Origin of the sequence: Peribacillus sp. TH27, from assembly GCF_016650915.1 — a bacterium.
GTDB lineage: Bacteria > Bacillota > Bacilli > Bacillales > DSM-1321 > Peribacillus > Peribacillus butanolivorans.
This window is the reverse complement of the sequence record NZ_JAEKEV010000002.1, coordinates 5,511,734-5,533,667: the sequence shown is the minus strand read 5'-3', so window position 1 is coordinate 5,533,667 and position 21,934 is coordinate 5,511,734. Positions and strand designations below refer to the sequence as shown.

Genomic DNA, 21,934 nt, shown 5'->3' with positions numbered 1-21,934 from the left:
ACATGAAAAAACAGCTCGTAAAGTAGATGAAATGTTGATAAGTGACAGGGAAAATAGTCTGGAGACCACAAGTATGGTTGGTGGATAACAAAGAAACCGACCAAAATAGGTCGGGGAAGTTGGTGATTGGTTAAAAAGTATCATCAGTTAAATACTTCAAAAACACTCTGAATCACCTACTTTTTGAGTTATCGCATGATTTTGTAGGTTCTCATCTTTCTATAAAGAGTATTACGGCCAATTTTAAGTTGTTTTGCTGCGTTGCTAATATTTCCATTTGTTCGTTCCAACGCTTTTTTAATAAGTTGGATTTCTTGATCTAGCATACTTGTAGGTTCTTTCTCCTTTGTTTCTTCTACATTTCTTGACGGAGATGAAACTGGACAAAGTGAAACGAGCAAAGCCTTTGTAATCGGATTCTGATTGGCTAGAAAAGCAGCCTGCCCTAGCACGTTTTGTAATTCGCGGAAGTTTCCTGGCCATTCATATTCGAAAATAAATGTTTTAGCATCTTCTGTTAACTCTGTACTTTCATTTCTATAGGGTAAATGCGATAAAACATGTTCAGCTAACATTAATAAATCTGTACGATTCTTTAATTTTGGAAGTTTTAAGGTTAAACCATTCAGACGAAAAAATAGATCCGCACGAAACTGTCCTGCTTCTATTTCTTTCTGTAAGTCTTTGTTAGTTGCTGCGATTATTCTCACATCGATGGGGCGCGAAGTATTACCGCCGACACGTGTCACACAACGTTCCTGAAGCACCCGAAGTAAAGTCGCTTGAGCAGTAAGCGGCATATCCCCGATTTCATCCAAAAACAAGGTTCCACCATTTGCCGCTTCAAACTTCCCCTTATGTCCACCGCTATTTGCACCAGTAAAGGCACCCTTTTCATACCCAAATAACTCACTTTCTAATAAATTTTCAGGTATTGCACTGCAATTAATCGCGATAAATGGATTATCTCTTCTTAGGCTGACACCATGGATAGATTGGGCAAACAGCTCTTTGCCTGTGCCGCTTTCACCAGTAATAAGAAGACTAATATCAAGTTTCGCAGCCCTTTTTGCTATGGATATCGTTTGTTTCATTTGAGAATCATTACTGATGATATCAGAAAAATGATAACGATTTGTTTGTTCATCTATCTGTTTTAGTTTCTCTAACCGAAGAGTCACATAGGACAGATGTTGAGTATCTTTAATAAGGGGCTGTGCTGTAAACTTCTGATTTTTTATTGCAACCTTTTGTTCTAGTCCTTTAATTAATGCAAGAGTATCTAGTCCTGATATTATACTCGATATCGGTTGCCCCGTTGTGGTTTGTTCTATACTGCCAATAGCACGGGATGCTGCGATATTAAGACTTGTAACGTTTCCTTCTTTATTAATTGTAAATAGAGGGTCAGGATGCTGATCATATATAAAATAAAGATTTTTCTCTCGTTTTTGTGTTTGGGCTAATAAGAGGGCTTGTTTAATACTATCTGCCACGCTTTGAACTAAACTAATAGAAAACGGATGATAATCCTGTTGATGACTGCTTAAGTTTAAAACACCAAGCAGATGACCATCAGGATGATAAATGGGAGTTGCGGTACAAGTAAGGAAATGGTTATCCTGATAAAAATGTTGGCTGCCGTGAATAAGTACTGTTTTTTTCTCTACTATAGCTGTACCTATTGCATTTGTCCCTTTTGATTCCTCCAGCCAATTTGCCCCTTTTCTAAGGGCAACATTGTCAGCATGCCGAATAAATGATGGATCTCCGACAGTTTCAATGATGTATCCTTCAGGTGCAGCAAGTAATAGAATAGATTCCATGCCATGAATAGAGCTATACACGTCTTCTAAAATGGGTGAAGAATAATAAAGGAGCTCTGCATATTGATCCTGGAATTCGGCCAGCTCAAATTCACCCAGCATATTTTCCTTGTCCATTATTCTAGGTTGAAGTCCTTTTGAATGGCAACGCTTCCAGGATTCTTGAATGAAAGTAGGAATGGTTTCTTTAGGCGCGCTAATATTGACCGACATAGAATAACTCCTCCCATTTGTAAAATACTCTTTATGTAATTTTGTTGATTCACTATCTTAACTTTGAACACATAGAACAACAAAATTTTTATAGGCTAAAAAGGGTTTGTCCATACAATTTCATTATAGCAGAAAATTCAGAAACTAAACCAACGGATTCTACGTTTCGTTCAATTTTGTTCTAATATGGAACATGTAATTGTTCCATATTAGAACAAAAACTATTTTTCTAAAAACTATCCAATCATTTTTTACGGTTTTCATAGGGTTTTTGTTATTGGCATGAGTCTTGCATTATAACCAGTTGAGTACCTTATTCCAATTTTTTAAAAAGGAGGCTTAAATAACCATTAGATAAATAGAAAGAATAAATGGCAGCACAAAACCGTTTTAAACATGAGTTGCATCCGAAAATTGGATAAAAAAACACAGATTCGTCACGAAGCATTGTGGTACTAACTGAACATCAACAGCTCATGAAGGTCTTAAAAATGCCCGATTCAGCACTAACTGCAGATGATTTGTCGTAGTGATTGCATGCAAGGATAAATATTTTTGTTGATTCGTTTTAAGTATCCCCTTTGTTATTGGACACAAATTTCGTGCAGTAATTGATGAAGTTGGTAGTCACGTGTTTATGAGTCATACTCTTAATCTCGCGAAGGAATTAGGTACTGCCGTTTCAATAAATGGTAAGGCTAAGAATTCTGAATAAAGGAAAGTTGAATTAACAAAAGTTCGCGCACATATATCGATTGATAATCTAGGTATAACATCTATATGCCAAAATTCTAATAGTAGTTTCATGGATAGACTTTCATATTATCTGAGCGAATTTGCAAGAATAAACATTTACTTATACCAAATGAAAAGGGGTTTTATAAATGGAACAAACAATTCGACTTAATCCACGTGTACAAGAATTCTTAAAAGGTACTAAAAAGCTTTTGATTAATGGGGAATTGGTAGAAGCTACTTCTGGTCAAACTTTTGAGACCCTTGATCCTTCCAACGGGAAAGTTTTAGCAATTGTGAGCGAAGCCGGACCAGAAGATGTTGATAAAGCAGTCAAAGCAGCCCGCCAAGCATTTGACAATGGTCCTTGGAAAAAAATGAGTGCTTCTGAACGCAGTCGCCTCATTTATAAATTAGCGGATTTAATGGAAGCCCACAAAGAAGAGTTAGCACAATTGGATACACTAGATAACGGGAAGCCTATTGGTGAAACAACTAATGCGGACGTCCCTCTTGCCATTGATCACTTCCGTTATTATGCTGGGTGGACTACTAAGATTGTCGGTCAAACGATTCCTGTTGCAGGGAATTACTTCAACTATACTCGCCATGAAGCAGTAGGTGTAGTTGGACAAATTATTCCTTGGAATTTCCCTCTTCTTATGGCAGCGTGGAAATTAGGTGCAGCCCTTGCAACCGGATGTACAATCGTTTTAAAACCAGCAGAGCAAACACCACTTTCAGCATTGTATTTAGGTCAACTCGCACTCGAAGCCGGGTTTCCTCCTGGTGTTCTTAATGTTATACCAGGATTTGGTGAAACAGCAGGCTCACCACTTGTAGACCATCCGGATGTGGATAAAATTGCTTTTACAGGTTCTACCTCAGTAGGTAAAATGATTATGCGCCAAGCTTCAGGTACAGTGAAAAAGATTTCACTAGAACTGGGTGGGAAATCACCAAATATCATTTTACCAGATGCTGATATGACTAAAGCGATTCCCGGTGCTTTATCGGGCATTATGTTTAATCAAGGACAAGTTTGTTGTGCTGGCTCTCGCCTTTATATTCAGAAGAAGTCCTATGATAATGTGGTAGCTGATTTAGTTTCCCACGCAAAAAACATTAAACAAGGGGCTGGCCTTGATCCATCTACACAGATAGGGCCATTGGTATCTAATGAGCAACTAGAACGTGTGGGTAGTTATATTGAACAAGGAAAATCAGAAGGTGCAGAAGTGGTTACAGGCGGTAGTTATGGACAAGGCGATGGCTATTTTGTAGCACCTACAATATTTGCTGGTGTCAATGATGAAATGACTATTGCTAAAGAAGAAATCTTCGGACCTGTTGTAGCTGCCATGCCGTTTGACGATTTAGACGATGTGATTCGCCGTGCAAATAACACCGAATATGGATTAGCAGCAGGTTTATGGACACAAGATGTAAAAAAAGCCCATTATGTAGCCAATGAATTAAAAGCAGGTACAGTTTGGGTAAACTGCTATAACGCTTTTGATGCCGCTTCTCCTTTTGGAGGGTACAAACAAAGTGGAATTGGTCGAGAAATGGGAAGCTATGCGTTAGATAACTATACTGAAGTTAAAAGTGTATGGATTAACTTAAACTAATAAAACTTTATAAACCACTTAAAACAGGGGCATCTTTGTCCCTGTTTGCTTATATATTTTATTTATGTTACACGCAAATAAACTTAATTTGTAATTTATCCCTTCTATATTATTAAGAGATAGGTAGGATTTGCAGAATCCCTAAAACCAACACTTAATACTAACAGATTTTATCTAAATGGAAGAATAAGGAGAGAGATTAAATGGAAAAGACAGCTTTAATTCTTGTTGACGTTCAGAATGATTATTTTCCAAATGGTCGGATGGAGCTATTTGAACCTAATAGAGCAGCAAATAACTCCCGAAAGTTGCTAAATTTTTTCCGCAACCAAAACATGCCAATATTTCATATTCAGCATATATTCAATGATCACAACGCTCCATTTTTTGCTCCAGGAACAGAAGGTATCACGATTAACGAGGCTGTTACACCACTTGAAGGAGAAACTATCATTCAGAAGAATTATCCGAATAGCTTCCGAGAGACTCCCCTCCTTAATCAACTTCGTCAAGCTGGCACCGAGCATGTTGTCATATGTGGCATGATGAGCCACATGTGTATCGACGCAACTGCCCGTGCCGCCGTAGACTATGGGTTCACGTGCACCGTCATTGAAGATGCCTGCACATCTCCTGACCTATCTTTTCGCGGACGCAACATACAAGCCACCGATGTCCATGACGTATTTATGGCAGCGCTTGGAAGCCTCTACGCTACAATTGAAACAGCAACTGCTTATTTAGAAAAAGCAAAAGTAAAGTAAAAATAAGAGTGATCTAGACTTGATTTAGGTTAGGCTTTAAAAATGCCTTTCCAGTATGGTTTAAAGTTTGTTGATTTATCTGGCATTTTTCCAAATCAACAAACTTTCCATTTCTCTCTTACACATTCCTATTGTAATAGCTCGATAAAAGATTACGGAACCAGAATACATCTTTTAATTTTCAGATTTTTTACTCCATCTTCATTCCAAATTGCCATCCCTTTTTTTGTGTGATCATTCATCGAAAACAAAAGCCGTTTTCTTAGACTGAAGAAGAGAGTATCGCTGCATTATTATGATATCTCCCTTTTACTAACGGGGCTATTCTTTATTCTTGGGTGGTACTTGCCCTCATTCGCTTGTCTAATTCTTCAAGCACAATCGGCCAAGCCTGTTCGTGCTGATTTCTCGACTCCTCATCTAGAAAGCCAGCATGAGTAAGACGCAAATGCGTACCGTTTGTGTAAGATTCTAGTTCAATCGTAACAACCGTTTCAGCTCCTCTTGTTCCCTCAGCCCCGGTAACCCACGTTAATTCGATGAGTCTATTGGGTTCAAGCCTAAGAAATCGGCCGTAATGGGGATGACGCTTTGCCTTTCTTTCGGTCTCGAATTCGTAGATTGTCTCAAAGAAGAAAACCGAGTTGACTTCTCCATTCATTAACACCGATCCTGGAGATGCAAACCAGAGGTCAAACTGTTTAGTCCACGCTAGGAAAAGAGCATCAGGCAATGAATCAATTATACGGTCCACCGTTAGAGAAAAAGGTCTTGATGAAAGGTCTGGTATTGAAATAGGCATTATCATCAATTTGTCTTTGATACCGGAGCGTAAATTGATACCAAATTCAAGAAAAGCCTTCATACATAAGATCATATCAACCCAGCCTTGCGTCTGTTGTCCGTAACATTTTATTCCTTGTTCATTTCCTTCCCAGCCATCCTCACTCACCTTTACCAAGGTTGAGGTTGCGTCTAACCACTCTAGCTTGAATTCTACATTAGTTTCTACTCCACTAGCCGACCACAGAAATGTTATATAGTGCTCTTCTTCGCTTACTTTCTTAACAGTAATAGGAAACTCTGCACCAACATCGTCCCATCTCCAAGTAATAGTTTTATTGCTTTCAATGCGACTAGTCCCGCTAGATATAAAGTATTGAGACATTATTTCAGGATCAACAATTGCTTCAAAAACCTTGTCAATTGACTTAGAGATTTTTCTTTCAATTTCAACTTTTAGTTTCATCTACTAATTCTCCTGTTATAACATGTATTTGAATCCCATTGGTAATATACCTTAACGCAGTTTTTTTCTTCTTATATAAAATATTTCTGTTTTTCTTATGATATCCCTTTAATTTTTTTCTTGTTTAGTTACGATGCAACCACTATAGTATGACTCCCGATTTGTTATTTTATAATGGGTTTTCTCCCCTTCATTATTAAAAGGGGGGCTAATTATTTTCCAACTAAGGACCATTATCCGTTAAAATAAAAAAATATATACTAGTATAGTACATCAGCTGACGACACACTCCATAAAGGTTTCAAATTAAAACTCTGAAAGAATTAACTAGTACTGGCCAAATAGACGAAAAAAAGAGACCTTTCTTTTACGAAAAGTCTCTTTGGATTACCGTTTAACCATTCTGTTCGATTTGGATTTTATTTCTGATAGCTTTTTCTTTTTCTACTTTTTGTTGTCTAAGGTTACCCGCCACTAAAATCCCAATCACGACTATTGCTTCAAATCCGTATTTTACGAAGGGATTAGCAAAGTAGTTGTGCATGAAAGGTTCAGCTACGATCATCTTAGCAGCTGTCCAGCCTAGTATCCCGGCTCCAATTACTATGATGAATGGGTAGCGTTCAATCAGTTTCAGGATCAAAGTGCTTCCATACATCACTACTGGAATCGACACAAGCAATCCAATCACAACTAATGTGAAATTTCCATGTGATGCGCCAGCTACAGCTAGAACATTATCCAATCCCATTAAAGCATCTGCAATAATAATAGTTTTAATGGCAGCCCACATTGAGTCAGCGGGTTTCACATCATGTTCTTCCTCATCAATAAGAAGCTTATAAGCAATCCATACCAGCAGTAATCCTCCAATTAAATGCAGGCCAGGCACCTCTAAGATTACAACAACCAATAGCGTTGCAATAATCCTGATAACAATTGCCCCGACTGCTCCCCAAATGATCACCTTTTTTTGCTGATCTTTTGGAAGCTTTCTTGCAGCCAATCCAATAAGGATCGCATTATCTCCAGCAAGAACCAAATCTATCATAATGATTGCTAAAAGACCTGAAATAAATTCACCTGTTAAAAAATCCAACACATCTTCCTCCTTTTAAACAAAAATAAAGAGACCTCTGCCATAAATGGCAAAGGTCTCGCTAAGCACTAATTGATTAGGCCAATAAAGCCGGTGGAGAAATTCCACGTAATGACGACTTTATTTCAGGTAACACCTGACGCTACTCCCCTTCACGGGATAAGTATTATGAAATTTTTCCCTAAAATCTAAGTATCTTGCATTATAGAAAACTTAAAGAAATCTTATTGCAATTCTATTATACCAAATATATGAATAAAATAAAGTAAAAAATAATGATTAATTTTCTGGACTTTCCTAGGAAATAATTGGTTTATCAGCTTATAGATAGAATATATTGTCTTGGTCTATCTTCTGGCTTGGTATATTCATCATATTTCCGCTTAGTTTTTCTTTGTAAAGAGCTATTAAAATTCTACATCATACAAATACGATAAGGAAACTATTAGAGAAAACTTGATATCTTGCAACTGAGCCTGGGTTACCTAACCTTATTGTTTCCTAAGCATCACTTCTAAGTGGTAGCATAATTCGTCAACAAGAGCAGTGAACTTGTTCAAATCCTTCCCCCATAAATGTTGATTACCTAGAAAGGTCTCAACCAATTGTTTAAGTGAAATTTCTTCTGCCTCATAACGAAGCCACTGTTCTCTAAAAAATTCAATTGTTTTTACATCATCTTTTACAACATACTCTTTACCACCAAAGCTTTCCCCTACATAATTCCCTTTCACTTTCTGTACCTTATAAAATCTGATCAGACCAGCAAATGCTCGTACAACGCAAACAGGCAACCTATCTTTCTTCTCAAAATAATCTTCTATAGTCGGCAGAAGACGAACCTTAAACTTCGATACACTATTCAATGAAATGTCGGCCAGACGATGATGAACAAAAGGATTCATAAAACGCTCCATAACGCTTTCTCCATATATTATCATCTCATTACGATCAAATGGTAATGAGGGAATTATTTCCTCATTAATTGCTTGTCGCAGAAATTGATTAAAATCAGGGTGATCGATTACCTGTTTCACTTCTTCCAATCCAGATAATATACCCAGAGGAGCCATTAACGTATGTGAGCCATTTAGAATACGTATCTTCCTCATTTGATAAGGAACTAAATCCTTTACCCAATGCACGTTTAAGCCTGATTGTTTCAAAGGAAGACGCTGGTCAAAAGAAGGGTCACCTTCTATAGCCCATAAATGATACGGCTCAGCTGTATTTAATAAAGAATCCTCATATTCCCACGATGCAAATAATTCATCCGCCTCTTTAGCAGGAAATCCTGTTACAATACGATCTACAAGGGAGTTAAGGAACAGATTATTTTGGTCTACCCAATCCATAAATGACTTCGGTAATTCCCAGTCCCTACTGTGCTGAAGGACACATTGCTTCAACATATCACCATTTCTCTCCAAAAGCTCACATGGTAACATAATGAGACCTTTTTCTGTTTCTCCGTTAAAATATAAATATCGCTGATATAAAAATGCTGTTAATCTCCCCGGAAAAGATTCAATCGGTACTCCCTCTTCCCAAGGAATATGCTGGTATTTTAGCCCAGCCTCTGTCGTATTAGAGACTATAAATTCCAATGTAGGGTTTTGGGACAACGCCAAAAACTCGTCCCATTCTTCATACGGATCAATTGCCTTCGAAAAAACGGAGATAATCTCTTTATTATCTACTTTCTCACCATTCTTAAATCCCCGTATCATCAACGTATATAATCCATCTTGTTGCTTCAATTTCTCTATTTTTCCTTTTCCAGTGGGGCGAGGCTGGGTAACGACAATACTTCCTTGGAAATGCCCTTGTTTATTACATTCAGAAATCATCCAATCAAAGAAGCCACGCAGAAAATTCCCCTCTCCAATTTGCAGCACTTTTACTGGGTAATCCTGCATCATATGTCCAATTTGCACAGCTCCTGTTTCTTTACTTAGGCTCTTCACATGACTTTGATTTTTATTCATGATTATTAATCTCCCTTTCATAACAGAAAATTTCTCTCTACAGAAGATGAACAAAGCAACCACATCACACGGTTGCTTTTATTAGACATGAAACCATCGTTTAAATTTCAACAATAGCCTTAATGACTTTAGCATCTGGAGTTAACCATCCTTCAAACTGTTGGATCATTTCATCCAAATGCGTACGGTGTGAAATATACAAACTTAAATCCACTCCACCATTTTTCACCGTATTCACTACATAATCAAAATCTTCTCGAGTAGCATTTCGGCTTCCCATTAGGGTAAGCTCTTTGCTATGGAAGTCAGGGTCATTAAAGGAAATATCAGACTTCACTAAGCCTACATAGATCAGTCTTCCTCCGTGAGCAGGGAATTTAAACGCCTCCATCATCGACTTCGCATTACCAGTTGCGTCAAATACAACGGTAGGCATTTCTCCATTTGTCAACTCGGCTAATTTCTCTAATGGTTGATCCAAAACGTTCAACGAATAATCTGCCTTGGCCCATTTACCAGCAAACGCAAGGCGCTCATTGTTTACATCCATTGCAATTACTTTCGCTCCTTGTTCTTTAGCAAATGCCATAACTCCTAATCCTATTGGACCTGCACCAATAACGAGTGCAAACTCCCCTTCTTGAATCGCAGCACGTCTAACCGCGTGAGCCCCTATACTTAAAGGCTCTATCATAGCTGATTGATCAAGGGTAAGCCCTTCAGTTTTCACTAAATGATCATAAGGAACCGTAATCCATTCACGCATTCCACCTTCCATATGTACACCCAACACTTTCATACTCGTACAGCAGTTCGTTTTTCTGTTTTTACAAGCAATACATTTTCCACACTCCATATATGGAATGATCGAGACTTGATCACCAACTTTTAGTCCCGATGCATTTTCAGGGATGGATTCAATATGCCCAGATAGTTCATGACCAAGTATCCGTGGATAGCTAAAAAATGGTTGATTACCTCCATAGGCATGAATGTCCGTTCCACATATTCCAATGCGCCTCACACGAATTAAAGCTTCTACTGAGTTTGGAACAGGTTGTTCAGCCTCTATCATTTTAAATTGATAAGGTTGCTCACAAACTATACTTTTCACAAAATAACACTCCTTTTTTTATACTTTTAATCTAATTAAAAGATGAGAAAATTACCTATTTTAAAGAATGACTCCCTCTTTAAAAATGCTTATCTCCCTATAGCCGAATTTTTCATTATTGGTTTTCTTTTCACCAGATGCAAGCTCAAGAATGTAACGGAATAAATCATGCTTTAATTCATCTATGTTTTGACCTTCAATTAACTGTCCCGCATTATAATCAATCCAATGCTTTTTGCGTTTGGCTAAATCTGAGTTTGTCGCTATTTTCACAGTTGGCACCGGGCCGCCAAATGGTGTTCCTCTTCCTGTGGTAAATAGAACGATATGAGCCCCTGATGCTGCCAAAGCCGTAACCGATATCAAGTCATTACCAGGAGCATTGACCAAATTCAGTCCATGTTTTACTACTCGTTTGCCATATGGATTGACATCTACAACCGTAGCATGACCGCCTTTTTGCGTACATCCAAGTGATTTTTCCTCCAGTGTACTAATACCACCTTCTTTATTTCCCGGTGAGGGATTTTCATAAATTTCCTGATCATGCCGAATGAAATATTGTTTAAAATCATTAATAAGATGAACGATTTTATTAAATGTTTCTTCATCTTTTGCCCGGTTCATTAATATAGTTTCCGCTCCAAACATCTCTGGAACCTCTGTCAAAATTGTTGTCCCACCATTTTCAACAATAAGATCGGATACCGCTCCAACTAATGGATTGGCGGTAATACCTGAAAAACCATCAGATCCTCCACACTTTAATCCTATTTTCAACTTTGAAACCGGTATCGGCTGACGTTCAAATTGTTCCGCGTATCCCACTAATTCTTCCAATAATCGTAAGCCGCACTCTAATTCGTCATTAACCTCTTGGGCTTTGAGAAATTTAATACGATTCGGGGGATACTCGCCAATGACTTCTTTAAATGCTTCAATTTGATTATTCTCACATCCTAATCCCACAACCAACACTCCGGCTGCATTCGGGTGTTGAGCCAAGGATGCTAATAGCTTCTGTGTATTAGTCAAGTCATCCCCTAATTGAGAACAACCGTAGGGATGAGGAAAGTGATGAATTCCATCAATTTGTCGCTCCTTAAACTGCTCATTGCCCATTTTAGCAAGCACTTCACATGTTTTATTGATACAACCAACCGTATTGATGATCCATATTTCATTACGGATGCCCACATCCCCGTTTTCACGAATATATCCTTGGAATGTATGTTTTGAGTCTTCGACTTCTGTATTTTGAATGCTTGGTTGATAGGAATATTCCAATATCCCCTGCAAACCGGATCCTAGGTTATGAGTATGAACCCACTCCCCAGCATCAAGATCTTTTTTGGCTTTCCCAATCGAGTAGCCAAACTTAAGAACATCTGCCCCCTGCTTTACCGGGTTTACTAATATCTTATGTCCTTTCGGAATATCATCACGAGCCTTTATATTGATAATTTCATTGTCTCCCGATTGAATTTGAAGGCTCTCCCCTTTTCGGATCACATGCAAGGAAATAACCACATCATCTTTTGAATGCAATTGAACAATCTTATTCATTTTGTCCCCTCCTATTTTGAGTGTTGGCGTACAACACCTAAACGGTAATTACTATTAGAAAACCCTTTCATTTTCAAGCATGAATTTACTTCCTTATGAATCTATTATCATTTTAACATCAAGAATTGAAATATAAATTGCATTTTTTGATATATATATACTCATTTTTGTTGTAATATACAATCAGGTGATGAGCGAAATGAAAAAATATCAAAAAGTGTCCAATCATGATTTACTGTTCCCTTTATCTTTTGTCTATCAAGATACTAAATGTCCTCAGAAAGAACTATCTGATCATATGCATGATTATTATGAAATTGTTTATGTTTATAGCGGTAATGGGACCTTTTTTGTCGGTGATGTGTTTTATGATATGCAACAAGGAGATGTATTCCTAATCCCTAACAATACGATTCATAGAGCAATGCCGAATAAGGACGACCCTGTTACTTCTACGATTATCTTTTTCAGCCCCACATTAATATATAAGGACATTGTTGATGATTCTTTTTCATATTTAAATTTGTTTGACCTGACAAAAAAGAGTAAGAATTATAAAATATCCTTACCACCAAAGAAACAGGTAAAAATGGAAGAACAGCTTCTACACATTTATCAAGAAACATCAGAAAATGCATTAGGCGCAAGGCATGCCACTTTGCTGATTGTTCACCAGATTATGCTTGATTTATGCCGTATACGAATAAATAACGAACAGGATATGTCGGAGACTAATACCTATAGTTCAGTATGGATTAAAGATATTTTGGCATATATTAATGACCATTTAAGTGAACCATTAACCTTGACGATACTTGCTAATAAATCCTTGGTCAGTCCCTCTCATTTCAGTAGAGTCTTTAAAGAAACAACTGGAATCGGGTTAATCGTGTATCTGAATACGAAAAGAGTCATTAAAGCAAAGGAACTGTTATTGGAAACGAATCACACAGTTTCGCATATTGCTGAAATGTGTGGTTTCGAAAGTATGCCCCATTTTCATCGTATCTTCAAAAAATACAATGATAGGACTCCAGCTAATTTTCGAAAAGCACACCATAAATCTTAGATTCAGAAAAATTGAGTAGGTGCATGATGATTCATACAGCTCCCTCGGACTCGTACAGATTACCGCATAATTCCTTATTTGGATAAAATATAAGCTAACTAAACTTTCGATATTGTGTAGTTGCAAAAATATGTATCCTATTAAAATAGAAGTGTCCCCCCATAGATAATTCCATTGGGGGGACACTTCTATTTTATTAATCTATTACGCGGGTTTAACTATCGGACGTACAAAGCGAATTACTGCAAGCGATGCAACAATAGCTAATCCACCTGCAAGCAAGAAAGCTACTGTGTATGTGCCTGATGTATCAACAATGTATCCTGTTAAAGTTGGTCCGATAATTCCTGCTGTATTTGCTAAGAAATGCATAAAACCACCAACTGATCCAACGTTATCTGGGTCTACGACATCATTAATAATCGCCCAGTATATTGCACCTGTTAAATATAGGAAGAACACAGAAAGTGCAACTAGAGTTACTGCACTTAATGTTGTCGATACAAGGCCGGCAAATCCGATACAAACAGCCGATAAGAACAAACAAGTAACAAGCACGAGCTTACGTGAGAATAAAACGCCTTTTTGTGCGAACTTTTTAAAGAAGAAATCCGACACGAAACCTCCCAAAGCAAGACCAATAAACCCAAATATCCACGGAATTACTGTGATGATACTCATATTTTCTACGCTTAGTCCGCGTGCATTTACCAAATAGCTTGGGAACCATGTTAAGAAAAAGAACAAGATATAGTTGTACGAAAAAAATGCAAGTGCTGTAAATAATACAGTTTTTTGTTTTAAATAGAAGGTGAATTTCAATTTTCCTTCCGATGCTGCTGCTACATATTCTTTTCCCATATTTTCCTGTTCAGTTGACTCTTCTGGTTTTTCTTTAGCAAATTTCCACCAGCAAACAGCCCATATAAGACCAATCACCATGATAGCAATAAATGAAACTCTCCAACCATATGAGATTGCTATAAAGCCAACAATCGGTCCTGCAATGGCTCCACCAAGTGGTGTCCCGCTATTAGTCAAACCAACAACAGATGCCCGTTGATTAGAAGGAAACCAGTTATTTACCATTTTATTAATTGTTGAGGAGAGTGGACCTTCACCCATCCCGAACAAAATACGAATAACAATCATACTGACAAACCCGACAGCCAGTACAAGTGCACCACTGAATATAGACCAAACAATCATAGCAACGAAAAGTGTCAGCTTCGCACCATATTTATCGGATGCCATTCCTCCAAGAAAGTTAAATATCGCATATCCTACAGAAAAACTACTAAAAATAATCCCCATCTGTGTCGCTGTTAACGATAAATCATCTTGAATAAACGGCGCTGCTATAGACAATGCAGAACGGTCTAAATAATTTATTACACCTGCTAAGAACAAGAAAAGAATGATCATTCCTCTACCTTTTGTAAACATAAAGAACCCCCCTAGATGTTTCAATAAATGTAAAAGTACCTTTGAAAACGTTTCCAATTTATAACCAAGAACCAAAACATATAAAATAAACCCCTAAAAAACATGAAAAAGTAAATCGGTTTAGTAAACTCTAGTAAAAAAAGCGCTTTCTTTTTTACTTAAAATCTTGCGTCTAGCAAGAATTTCTTGACAGCAAATTCGGTTTCAAACGATGCACGCTTGTGTCTTCTTTTCCAGTTTTATTTATCTGCCTAAGCAATAACTCTGCTGCCTGATTTGCCATTTCAATTGCTGGCTGATTAACCGTTGTTATAGTCGGTGTATAGAAGTTAGCGTACGGGACTTCATCAATTCCAATAACCGCAACATCCTCAGGAATATTCATATCGTGTTTTTTCATATATCGCAAAATTTCATTAAGTACGATATCATTTCCTGCTAATATGGCTTGAGGCGGTTTTTTTAATTCGAAAAATTCTGAAAGTGCATTCGGGATTTCTTCTGCATTCACTGTTTTAATATAATCTGCATTGAATTGTATTCCATGTGACGCGAGTGTATCTTTGTACCCTTGGATACGTTCAATTCGAGGACTGATATTATGGATTATAGAAGTGGTTATGATTGCAATTTTTTCATAACCTTTTTCTACAAACCGATCAACCGCTAACTTTGACGCAAGATGATTATCAAGCATAACAGTCGCAATATTTAATTCTTCTATCGTCCGATCCATAAATACAATTGGAAACTGATCACTCTTCATACATTTATATAAATCAAGATTGTCCCCTGTGGGGAAAATGATGATTCCATCAACTTGCTTTGCTCTTAGCATTTCAATATAATTCTTTTCCTTCTCAGGATTATCATCTGCATTACATACAATAATATGAAACCCTTGTTTATAAAAGTAGTTTTCTATTGCACGTATAATTTGTGTGGAAAACGTGTGAAGAATATTGGCAACCACTACTCCAACCGTAAAAGTCGATTTTTGTTTTAAACTGCGCGCTATAATATTAGGTTGATAGTTCAACTCTTCAATAGTCTCTTCAATTTTTTTTCTAGTTTTTTCACTCATGTACTCGTATCGCTTATTCAAGTATTGGGAAACAGTGCTTTTCGATACTTTCGCATGTTTGGCGACATCAGTAATTGTAATAGTTTTCATTTCATTCATTCCTGTCTCGTGTTTTCATTTCTGTGCTTATCACCATTTAACAAAGTGGTTTATGATATATAAGAAATATTCTATTATATTAAGAACAGCTTTACAATCACCTTCTGTTATACCGAAAATGCACATCCCAATACCATCCCATAATCAGTGAGCTATCATAAAAAGACCAGTCGCCTGCATGGCTTCTTTATTTTAAAAAAAGAAATTTGTTCACACTCCTGAGTAGGCCATGAAACCGCCATCAACTGGCACCGTAATTCCTGTGACAAAACCCGAATAGGATTCATCAACAAGCCAAAGCAATGTACCAAGCAAATCTTCAGGTTGCCCAAAGCGTTTCATAGGTGTTGCTGTAATAATTTTATTGGACCTTGCCGTAAGACTACCATCTTCATTAAGCAAAAGGTCTCGATTTTGCTTCGTCAGAAAGAAACCTGGTGCAATAGCATTCACACGTAAGCCCTCTTCAGCAAAATGAACAGCCATCCACATTGTAAAGTTATTTATCGAAGCTTTGGCAGCACTATATGCTGGTACTTTAGTCATTGGAGCGTAAGAGCTCATGGAAGAAATATTTAATATAACTGGTGCTTCCACTTGTAATAACGCTTTCCCAAAAACCTGACTCGCCAAAAATGTACCTGTGAAATTACTGGCAAAAACTTGAGAAAAACCATTTTCATCTAAATCGAAAAATGACTTTCCATCTACATCTTCCCCATATTTCTCTGGAGCTGTAATGGCATCAGGGTGATTGCCTCCAGCACCATTTATTAATAGGTCCACTCGTCCGAACTTTTCCAGTATTTTCTCTCTTGCATTCTCTAATGAGATTCTATCCAAAACGTCTGTCGCGATGGATATTGCAGTTCCGCCTGTTTGGCCAATGATATCGACTATCTGTTGTCCTTTTTCAGCCGTTCTGTTCAATATAGCTATTTTGACACCATGACGGGCTAACTCTACAGCCATTTTGGAACACAATACACCACTGCCGCCGGTGATTACTGCCACCCTATTTGTTAAGTTTTCGTGGATAGGCATCATGATTGCTTACCAACTTTGGAGGCTTCATATGCATCCCACAATCCAAGTAAATACATAATACCTAATGCCCTGTCGTATAATCCGTAACCTGGGCGACAAACCTCTCCCCAAATGTGACGGCCGTGGTCAGGTCTTACATAGCCAGTATAATTTTGCTTGTTCAATTCTTCTACAACACCCTGCACATTAATGGATCCATCCTGTGTATAATGCGATGTTTCCACAAAGTCACCGTTTTCATAAATTTTCACATTACGGATATGCGAGAAAGGAGCACGGTAAGCATACTTTTTAGCTACTTGTACCATATCATTTTCAGGGTTCGCACCCATCGAGCCTGTACACATCGTAAACGCATTCGATGTCGAATCCGAAATGGCGATTAGTTTTTCATAACTTGATTCTCCCGTGATGATTCGTGGCAAGCCAAAAATGGACCATGGTGGATCATCCGGATGTATCGCCATTTTAATGCCGCATGCCTCGGCAACAGGTAATATTTCCTTAAGGAAAATTTCTAAATTCGCCCATAGCTGATCTTCATCTATACTTTTATATGCTTCGAATAATTCAGAAATCTGCTCCATCTTTTCTGGTTCCCAACCAGGCAATGTTAAATCTGAAGCTTCTGCTACCGTACGAATTAACTCTTGTGGATCTAACGTATCTACTTTTGCTTTTTCATAAAATAATGCAGTTGAACCATCTTCTAATGGATGGAACATTTCTGTTCGAGTCCAATCAAAAATCGGCATAAAATTATAACAAATGACTTTTACGCCAGCCTCTGAAAGGTTACGGATCGTCTCTTTGTATTTCTCGATATACATCATACGATCTTCATTTCCTAATTTAATCGATTCATGAACATTTACACTTTCAACAACATCTGTGTGAAAACCAAATGATTGGATATACTCAATTTCTTTTTTAATTTCTTCTTTTCCCCATACCTCACCAACAGGTTTTTGGTGCAATGCCCAGACAATCCCCTTAACTCCAGGGATTTGTTTAACCTGCTCCAATGTAACGGTATCATTGTCTTTCCCATACCATCTAAATGTAATATTCATTGTGCACCCCCATTATTCTGCAATTTTCTGCATGTATTCTCTACTTAATTCAACTACGGCTTCATAGCCACCGCTTCTATAGGCTTTGTTTAAGTCACTACCAATTCCTGCAGCTACTGCACCTGCATTCAGCCAGTCCTTCATATTGTCCAAATTAATTCCCCCGGTAGGCATAATCCTTACATTAGGTAGCGGACCATTAACGGACTTGATGAAAGAAGGTTCAAAGTGGTTTGCCGGAAATAGTTTCAGAACATCACAACCTGCTTCAAGTGCTGTAGCCATTTCTCGAATTGTCATACAACCAGGCATATATGGAATGCCATATCGATTACAAAGGATAGCAACTTCTTCAACAAAATAGGGACTTACAATAAAACTGGCACCAGCTAAAATGGCATGGCGAGCTGTTTCAGAATCCAATACCGAACCTGCTCCTATAAGTGCATCTGTATTTTGCAGTTCCTTGAAAGCTTCTTCAATTCGTGGTGTTGTATAAGTCAATTCGATTGACCGTATACCACCTTCAACAGCTGCTGTAGACAGTTGTGCCGCTTCCTCTGCATCCTGTCCCCGGATAACAGCTACAACTTTCGTTTCTGTTATTTGGTGAATTATTGAATGTTTATCCATTACGTCAACCCCCTTAATTAAATACGATGATCGCTTTTCGAACCTGTTCTGGATGGTTTTCAACAAAATTAAATGCCTCTTGGACATCATCAAGGGAAAATGTATGTGTAACTAAACCTTCATGTCGTAGATTACCTTCATTTAACAGTTTCACTACTTTTGGGAACTGGTTGGTTTGCAATCTAGAACCTTTCACCGAAACTTCCTTTTTAGTGATTGGAAGCTGGGAAACCGCTGCAGTTCGCTCATCAAAACCTAGCACGACTATCCGTCCTGCAGTAGAAACTACTTCAAAGGACAATTCAAAAGTCATGGGCAAACATACGGCATCAATGACAACATTGGCACCTTCGCCATTCGTCCATTCCTGTACACGCTTTTGAACATCTTCACTGCCCGCATGAACAGTAATATCAGCGCCATTTACTTTAGCAAAAGCCAAGCGCTCATCACTTAAATCCGTGATCATTACCGATGCCCCTTGAAGCTTGGCCATCTTTAATATACAAATCCCAATAGGACCTGCTCCTTGGATAAGTACTGTGTCCCCTTTCTCTACTTCTCCTCTCCAAACCGCTTGTGCACCGATTGTATAAGGTTCAGCTAATACTATTTCTTCCCAAGCTAAAGCGGAATCCACAACATGTAGTTGTTTTTCGGGAAGAACACACCATTCCCTCATCCCACCATCTTCATGTACACCAAAAACAGACAATGTTTCGCATACATTTTGGCGACCTTTACGGCAAGCATAACACTCTCCACAATAACTGATAGGCTCAATAACCACGTGGTCTCCCACTTTAATACCTGTGACATCTTGACCAATCTCCACAACTTCTCCAGCTACCTCATGCCCTACAACTCGGGGCAATGTAGCAAGAGGATTTGTACCATGGTAGATATGCATATCTGATCCACAAATCCCGACTCTTTTAACTTTAACAAGGACATCTGTTGAGTTCGAAATCTCGGGTTTTTCTACTTCTTGAATAACAAGTTCATGTGCTTTTCGTACTTGAACCGCTTTCATTTCTCCACCTACTTTGTAAGAAATTCATACACACTCGACGCTATCGTAATACCTTGTACTAGGTTTCTTTCTTCATGAAGCTGTTCTATTTCACCCGGTACATATACTCGGTCGAACCCTGGAGCTGGTTGAACCTGTTGAAGCTCTTCTATCATCCGATCCATCTGCTCCAAAAACAGGTCAGAATCAGTGAAGAACGAAGGATTAATTACACAGAAATAGTGACCAAGCTTTCTTTTCTTTTCAAGATCATCATACATTTTTCCAATGTGTGGACCAAATGCCGCACCTGCTAATAATCCAGAAAACACATCCACTATGACAGATAACCCATAGCCTTTTGGACCTCCAAAAGTGGAAAGGGAAACGACTTTGTTTGGATCTGTGACAGTAGCTCCATTTTCATCGACTCCCCAGCCTTCAGGGATTGCCTTTCCTTCTTCTCGTGCTTGAAGGATTTTGCCCAATGCTACATTGGATGTCGCCATGTCTAGGATAAAGGGTTTCTTTGTCTTTGTAGGTACTCCATAAGCAATAGGGTTTGTTCCAAGAAACGATGTCTTACCTCCAAAAGGAACCACGATTTTATCTGTATGTGACATCGCAATCCCGATTAGTTTTGCATCCGTAGCTTTTTGAACGAAATAGCTTAATGCTCCGCAATGGCTACTATTTACAACAGTCACCATACCCACTCCATTGTTACGAGCCATTTCGATTGCATGATCCATAGCTACTTCCCCGATAACATGCCCAAATCCATCATCCCCATCAACTACTCCCGTTACAGGTCCGCTCGATTGAAAGGAAATCTGCGCATCAGGGTTAATTCCTCCTGCCTGTAAACGGTTTATATAATGCTCTGTCCGCAATACCCCATGGGAATTCACATTTCTAAGGTCAGCATGGACCAATACCTCTGCGATTTTCCCTGCATGCCCTTCACCTAAACCCGCTTCTGTTAACTTCTTAATAACTAGTTGTTTAGCTTCCTCTGCTTGTATTGTTACTGTTGTCATTTTCTCCCCCCTACTCTACATTTGTATGTTTCGCTCTTAATGTATCGTTTGTTTGACCCTCTGATAAACTATCTTTAATTGCATTGATTGACGGTAGACATGCTCCTTCTCCACCTTATCTTTCAATAACAGCTTCATTCTGTATGAAAGGCCATACCTCTTCCAAATAGGGTAACCCCTCATTATCTCCCGAAACAGTCGTTACAAGAGCTCCAACGCCATTTGCGAATTCCAATCGTTCTTCGATAGATAAACCATGAAGATATCCGTATATATAGCCGGCATCAAAGCCATCTCCCGCACCAACAGTGTCTATCGGGGTAACAGGGAATGCTTCTTTTTTATGCCAAACACTATTTGTATATAGTTTTGAGCCATGTTCCCCGTCCTTGATGACAAGCTGATCTATATTATTTACATTTGCGAATTCCGCCAATGATTCTTCAGAGTCAATCCCGATAATCAATCGTATTTCGTCTAGACCTGTTAGCAAAATATCAACAGATGGAAAAACTTCTAAATAAACAGATCTCGCTTCTTCGATAGACCATAGCTTTAGGCGGATATTCGGATCAAATGAGACAGGGATATCTTTTTGTTTAGCGATTTCTATAACCCTCTTAGCAATATCTACATTTTTAGGATCTATAGCCAAAAAAACACCAGTAAGATGGACAAGGTCAATATCTTCAAACATCCGATCTGTGATATCTTCCGGTTTTAGAGTTAATATGGGTGACTGATAGCGATAATAAAAAGTCTTTCCGGAACCATCCTCTCGAATTTCTTTGAAATTTAGGGATGTTGGATAACCATTTACAAAGGCAACATCACTCATATCCACCCCTTCCCCACGTGCGAAATTATAAATAACACGACCAAACTCATCCTTACCCAAACGGCTTAACCACTTTGCCCTCATACCAAGCCGAGCACAACCAATGGCAAAATTCAGTTCAGCCCCTCCTACTTTTCGCTCAAATCTGTTCACGAATCTTAAAGGCCCAGTTTCTTCTGGGTTTAACGTAATCATGGCGTCACCCAGTGTTAAAACACCAAATTTTGATGACAATACAGTACCTCCTTTTTTCGAACATTCACAAATAAAAGGTAATATATTTGATCATATCCAACATTTCCTTTTAAGGTAAATCGATTTAGTAATTTACTAAACCGGTTTGGTAAATCATAAGGAAATTGTAATTGAAAACCCTACCAAAAACAATAGAAAAATTTAATAATTTGT

General features: G+C 38.2%; 17 protein-coding genes. 3 read left to right on the top strand and 14 right to left on the bottom strand.

The features are described from left to right. Positions 1-188: 188 nt before the first annotated feature. The gene (locus JFU24_RS28070; RefSeq protein ID WP_201250794.1) at positions 189-2,039 is read right to left on the bottom strand and encodes a sigma-54-dependent Fis family transcriptional regulator; all 1,851 of its coding nucleotides are present in this window, start codon (positions 2,037-2,039) and stop codon (positions 189-191) included. 884 nt (positions 2,040-2,923) lie between these two features. On the opposite strand from JFU24_RS28070, the gene JFU24_RS28065 reads away from it, so the two are divergent. Both JFU24_RS28065 and JFU24_RS28060 read left to right on the top strand, forming a co-directional pair. Further along, positions 2,924-4,405 carry an aldehyde dehydrogenase family protein gene (locus JFU24_RS28065; protein WP_201185217.1) on the top strand — a complete coding sequence of 494 codons (1,482 nt, stop codon included), beginning with the start codon at positions 2,924-2,926 and terminating at the stop codon, positions 4,403-4,405. 203 nt (positions 4,406-4,608) lie between these two features. Further along, entirely contained in the window at positions 4,609-5,169 is a 561-nt protein-coding gene (locus tag JFU24_RS28060; RefSeq protein ID WP_201224153.1) for a cysteine hydrolase family protein, read from the top strand. Positions 5,170-5,497: 328 nt separating this feature from the next. On the opposite strand, the gene JFU24_RS31075 is transcribed toward JFU24_RS28060, so the two are convergent. The 5 genes from JFU24_RS31075 to JFU24_RS28035 form a co-directional block, all read right to left on the bottom strand. Then, complete coding sequence (locus JFU24_RS31075; protein ID WP_201250793.1) at positions 5,498-6,418, bottom strand: SRPBCC family protein; 921 nt, start codon at positions 6,416-6,418, stop codon at positions 5,498-5,500. A gap of 394 nt (positions 6,419-6,812) precedes the next feature. Then, a complete protein-coding gene (locus JFU24_RS28050) occupies positions 6,813-7,517 on the bottom strand; it encodes a TerC family protein (RefSeq protein WP_201185222.1) in 705 nt (234 codons plus the stop codon). Positions 7,518-8,008: 491 nt separating this feature from the next. Beyond that, entirely contained in the window at positions 8,009-9,505 is a 1,497-nt protein-coding gene (locus JFU24_RS28045) for a tagaturonate reductase (RefSeq protein ID WP_201224149.1), read from the bottom strand. A gap of 100 nt (positions 9,506-9,605) precedes the next feature. Continuing rightward, positions 9,606-10,619, bottom strand: coding sequence for a zinc-binding alcohol dehydrogenase family protein (locus JFU24_RS28040; protein ID WP_201224147.1), 1,014 nt, complete (start codon positions 10,617-10,619; stop codon positions 9,606-9,608). A gap of 60 nt (positions 10,620-10,679) precedes the next feature. Then, a complete protein-coding gene (locus JFU24_RS28035) occupies positions 10,680-12,185 on the bottom strand; it encodes a UxaA family hydrolase (RefSeq protein WP_201224145.1) in 1,506 nt (501 codons plus the stop codon). A 199-nt stretch (positions 12,186-12,384) separates the two neighbouring features. On the opposite strand from JFU24_RS28035, the gene JFU24_RS28030 reads away from it, so the two are divergent. After that, positions 12,385-13,254 (top strand): AraC family transcriptional regulator, encoded by an 870-nt coding sequence (locus JFU24_RS28030; protein ID WP_201224143.1) that lies wholly within the window; start codon positions 12,385-12,387, stop codon positions 13,252-13,254. A 204-nt stretch (positions 13,255-13,458) separates the two neighbouring features. Here the strand turns inward: JFU24_RS28030 and JFU24_RS28025 are convergent, their stop codons facing one another. The 8 genes from JFU24_RS28025 to JFU24_RS27990 form a co-directional block, all read right to left on the bottom strand. After that, positions 13,459-14,700 (bottom strand): MFS transporter, encoded by a 1,242-nt coding sequence (locus tag JFU24_RS28025; protein WP_201185232.1) that lies wholly within the window; start codon positions 14,698-14,700, stop codon positions 13,459-13,461. Between the two features lie 172 nt (positions 14,701-14,872). Then, positions 14,873-15,874: a LacI family DNA-binding transcriptional regulator gene (locus JFU24_RS28020; RefSeq protein ID WP_201250792.1), complete on the bottom strand. Its 1,002-nt coding sequence runs from the start codon at positions 15,872-15,874 to the stop codon at positions 14,873-14,875. A 219-nt stretch (positions 15,875-16,093) separates the two neighbouring features. Then, positions 16,094-16,930 (bottom strand): SDR family oxidoreductase, encoded by an 837-nt coding sequence (locus JFU24_RS28015; RefSeq protein WP_201185236.1) that lies wholly within the window; start codon positions 16,928-16,930, stop codon positions 16,094-16,096. After that, positions 16,927-18,003, bottom strand: a complete 1,077-nt coding sequence (uxuA, locus tag JFU24_RS28010) for a mannonate dehydratase (RefSeq protein WP_201185238.1) — start codon at positions 18,001-18,003, stop codon at positions 16,927-16,929. Before uxuA ends, JFU24_RS28015 begins: the two co-directional genes overlap by 4 nt. Before the next feature lie 12 nt (positions 18,004-18,015). Beyond that, positions 18,016-18,636, bottom strand: a complete 621-nt coding sequence (locus tag JFU24_RS28005; RefSeq protein WP_201250791.1) for a bifunctional 2-keto-4-hydroxyglutarate aldolase/2-keto-3-deoxy-6-phosphogluconate aldolase — start codon at positions 18,634-18,636, stop codon at positions 18,016-18,018. 13 nt (positions 18,637-18,649) lie between these two features. Next, entirely contained in the window at positions 18,650-19,669 is a 1,020-nt protein-coding gene (locus tag JFU24_RS28000; RefSeq protein WP_201185242.1) for a zinc-binding alcohol dehydrogenase family protein, read from the bottom strand. A gap of 8 nt (positions 19,670-19,677) precedes the next feature. After that, positions 19,678-20,688 carry an ureidoglycolate dehydrogenase gene (gene allD, locus JFU24_RS27995; protein WP_201185244.1) on the bottom strand — a complete coding sequence of 337 codons (1,011 nt, stop codon included), beginning with the start codon at positions 20,686-20,688 and terminating at the stop codon, positions 19,678-19,680. A gap of 115 nt (positions 20,689-20,803) precedes the next feature. After that, positions 20,804-21,760, bottom strand: a complete 957-nt coding sequence (locus JFU24_RS27990; protein ID WP_201185245.1) for a sugar kinase — start codon at positions 21,758-21,760, stop codon at positions 20,804-20,806. Positions 21,761-21,934 lie beyond the last annotated feature (174 nt).